Below are 3,878 nucleotides of genomic sequence, written 5' to 3'. Positions count from 1 at the left end.
GCGGTGTCGTCGGTGGTCATCGGTCGGGGGTCGGGGCGGCAGCGCCCCGCCCTGCTGAATTTACCCACTTCCGCGCGGCGCCCGCCTGCCACAGCGTACCGCTGGCCCGGATTTCGCATGCCACAATGAATTTCGACCACAGGGGCAGGCATGAGCGGCAGCAACGGCGAATGGTGGCGGGGCGCGGTGATCTACCAGATCTACCCGCGCAGCTTCATGGACAGCAACGGCGACGGCGTCGGCGACCTGCCCGGCATCACGTCGAAGCTCGACCACGTCGCCCGCCTGGGCGTCGACGCGGTCTGGGTCTCGCCCTTCTTCCGCTCCCCCATGAAAGACTTCGGCTACGACGTGGCCGACTACCGCGCCGTCGATCCGCTGTTCGGCACGCTGGCCGACTTCGACGCCATGCGCGCACGCATGCATGCGCTGGGCCTGAAGCTCATCATCGACCAGGTGCTCTCGCACACCTCCGACCAGCACGCCTGGTTCGCCGAAAGCCGCAGCTCGCGCGACAACCCCAAGGCCGACTGGTATGTCTGGGCCGACCCCAGGCCCGACGGCACGCCGCCCACCAACTGGCTCTCGGTCTTTGGCGGCTCGGCCTGGCAGTGGGACTCGCGCCGGCGGCAGTACTACCTGCACAGCTTCCTGGCCGAGCAGCCCGACCTCAACTTCCATTGCGCCGCCGTGCAGGACGCGCTGCTCGGCGAGGTGCGCTTCTGGTGCGAGCGCGGCGTGGACGGCTTCCGCTTCGACGCCTGCAACCACCAGTTCCACGACGCGCTGCTGCGCGACAACCCGCCGGCCACGGTCGAATCGATGGGCGAGGTCAGCACCGTGCGCGCCGACAACCCGTACGCGATGCAGGTCCACCTGTACGACAAGAGCCAGCCCGAGAACCTGGTGTTCCTCGAGCGCCTGCGCCGATTGCTCGACGGCTACGGCGCGGTCGCGCTGGGCGAGGTTGGCGACGAGAACGCGCCGCCGGTCATGGCGCAGTACACCGAACGCGGCAAGCGCCTGCACCTGGCCTACAGCTTCAGCCTGCTGACGGCCGACCACAGCCCGAAGCATCTGCGCCACCAGGTCGAATCGCTCGACACCGCACTGGCCGTGACGGGCGGCTGGGGCTGCTGGGCGGTGTCGAACCACGACGTGCCGCGCGTCGCCACGCGCTGGAGCGACGGCCAGGCGCCCGACACGCGCCGCGACCGGCTCTGGCTCGCGCTGCTGCTGGCGCTGCGCGGCAGCGCCAGCCTCTACCAGGGCGAAGAGCTCGGCCTGCCCGAGGCCGACGTGCCCTTCGAACTGCTGCAAGACCCTTACGGCCGCGCCTTCTGGCCCGAGTTCAAGGGCCGCGACGGCTGCCGCACGCCGATGCCCTGGACCGCCGATGCGCCCAACGCCGGCTTCAGCACCGGCACGCCCTGGCTGCCGGTGGACGGCGCGCACCTGCCGCTGGCCGTCGACCAGCAGGAGGCCGACCCCGGCTCGATGCTCGCCTTCAGCCGCGCGCTGCTGCACTGGCGCCGCACCCAGCCGCTGCTGCGCACGGGGGCGCTGGCGTTCGTCGATGCGCCCGCGCCGCTGCTGCACATCGTGCGAAGCGAAGGGGACGCGGTGCTGCACGCGATCTTCAACACGGGGAGCGAACCGGTGTCGATTCCGTTGCCCGAGCCACTGGTGCCGCTGGCCGGCCACCCGCTCGCGCCGACCGCGACCCTCACTGCCGATCCAAAGCCCCTGCTGACATTGGCGCCTTATGGCGTGTTCTTCGGCACGCCTGCCGAAGCAGGAGGACGCTGAACCCCATGCCCCCTTCTCCCTTCCTCCAAGCTGCCGACATCCCCGCGCTGATGCGCGCCGAGCACGGTGACCCGTTCGCCGTGCTCGGCCCCCACGAGACCGCCGACGGCCTCGAGGTGCGCGCGCTGATGCCCGGCGCGCGGCAGGTGGCCGTGGTGCATTCGCGCACGGGCTGGCCGCTGTCGATCCTTGCGCGGCACGAGGGCTCCGACCTGTTCAGCGGCCTCGTGCCCGCGGCCGAGGCGCGCATGGGCTACTCGTTCCAGGTCGACTGGGAGACCGGGCACGCCTCGCGGCTCGAAGACCCCTACCGCTTTCCGTTCGTGCTCGGCGAGACCGACGTGTGGCTGCTGGCCGAGGGCACGCACCTGCGGCCGTGGGAGCGGCTGGGCGCGCACCTGCGCGAAATCGACGGCGTGAAGGGCGTGGCCTTTGCCGTGTGGGCGCCGAATGCGCGGCGCGTGTCGGTGGTCGGCGACTTCAACAACTGGGACGGCCGGCGCCACATGATGCGGCTGCGCCGCGAGTGCGGCGTGTGGGAGATCTTCGCGCCGCACGTGGCGACCGGCGACAGCTACGAGTTCGAGATCCTGTCCTCGCGCGGCGAGGTGCTGCGCAAGGCCGACCCCTTCGCGTTCTCGTCGCAGCTGCGCCCCGGCACCGCCTGTGTCGTGGCGCCGCTGCCCGCGCCCGTGCCGATGCCCGCCGGGCGCGCCGAGGCCAACGCGCACCAGGCGCCGATCAGCATCTACGAAGTGCACCTGGGCTCGTGGCGCCGCAAGCACCATGGCCAGGAATGGCTGGACTACCGCGAGCTGGCCGACACGCTCGTGCCCTATGTGCGCGACATGGGCTTCACGCACATCGAGCTGCTGCCCATCACCGAGCACCCCTTCGACGGCTCGTGGGGCTACCAGCCCATCGGCCTGTATGCCCCGACCTCGCGCTTCGGCACGCCCGGCGACTTCCGCCATTTCGTCGAAGCCGCGCATGCCGCGGGGCTGGGCGTGATCCTCGACTGGGTGCCCGCGCACTTTCCGACCGACGCGCACGGCCTGGGCAACTTCGACGGCACCGCGCTGTACGAGTACGCCGATCCGCGCGAGGGCTTCCACAACGACTGGCAGACGCTGATCTTCAACTACGCGCGCACGGAGGTGCGCAACTACCTCGTCGGCAATGCGCTGTACTGGCTGGAGCGCTACGGCGTGGACGGCCTGCGCGTGGATGCGGTGGCGTCGATGCTGTACCGCGACTACAGCCGCAAGGCCGGCGAGTGGGTGCCGAATGCGCAGGGCGGGCGCGAGAACCTGGAGGCCATCGATTTCCTTCGGCGCATGAACCGCGTGGTGGGCGTGGAGCGTCCGGGCGCAGTGACCATTGCGGAAGAGTCGACGAGCTTTCCCGGGGTGACGCGACCGCCGGAAGACGGCGGGCTGGGGTTTCACTACAAGTGGAACATGGGGTGGATGAACGACACGCTGGCGTATGCCGGGACCGATCCGGTCTATCGCAAGCACCATCACCAGCAGATCACCTTCGGGCTGATGTACGCGCACAGCGAGAACTTCGTGTTGCCGCTGTCGCATGACGAAGTGGTGCACGGCAAGGGGTCGATGATCGGGCGCATGCCCGGCGATGAATGGCAGAAGTTTGCGGGGTTGCGCAACCTGTATGGGTACCTCTGGGCTTATCCGGGGAAGAAGCTGCTGTTCATGGGGGGGGAGTTTGCGCAGTACGCGGAGTGGAATGCGGATCGGGGGTTGGACTGGCACTTGCTCGAGCATGCGGGGCATCAAGGGGTGCGGCGGTTGGTGCGCGATCTGAACAATGTGTATCGGCACTTTCCTGCTTTGCATGAGCTGGACCATGAAGGGTCCGGGTTCGAGTGGTTGGTGCATGACGATGTGGCGCAGTCGGTGTTTGCGTTTGTTCGGCGGGCTCGGGATGGGGGGGTTGTTGTGGTGGTTTGCAACTTCACGCCTGTGCCTCGGCATGACTATCGGTTGGGGGTGCCTGTGGCTGGCTCGTATCGGGAGGTCATCAATACGGATGGGGTTGTGTATGGG

The 3,878-nt window shown here is 68.9% G+C and carries 2 protein-coding genes; both read left to right on the top strand.

Annotated features, from left to right (window positions below; genetic code table 11):
• The first annotated feature begins 150 nt into the window (after positions 1 to 150).
• The gene (locus AC3WQR_RS31470) at positions 151 to 1,809 is read left to right on the top strand and encodes an alpha-amylase family glycosyl hydrolase (RefSeq protein ID WP_492745956.1); all 1,659 of its coding nucleotides are present in this window, start codon (positions 151 to 153) and stop codon (positions 1,807 to 1,809) included.
• A 5-nt stretch (positions 1,810 to 1,814) separates the two neighbouring features.
• The coding region (gene glgB, locus AC3WQR_RS31465) for a 1,4-alpha-glucan branching protein GlgB (protein ID WP_492745954.1) at positions 1,815 to 3,878 on the top strand (2,064 nt) is incomplete at its 3' end.

It is taken from the genome of Variovorax sp. FW305-3-2-15-B-LB1 (assembly GCF_058787635.1).
This window is presented reverse-complemented; position numbering and strand designations above follow the sequence as displayed.

What these genes read in the sequence shown, in the direction of transcription:
- AC3WQR_RS31470 (WP_492745956.1), top strand. Translation starts at nt 151, where the DNA reads ATGAGCGGCAGCAACGGCGAATGGTGGCGGGGCGCGGTGATCTACCAG.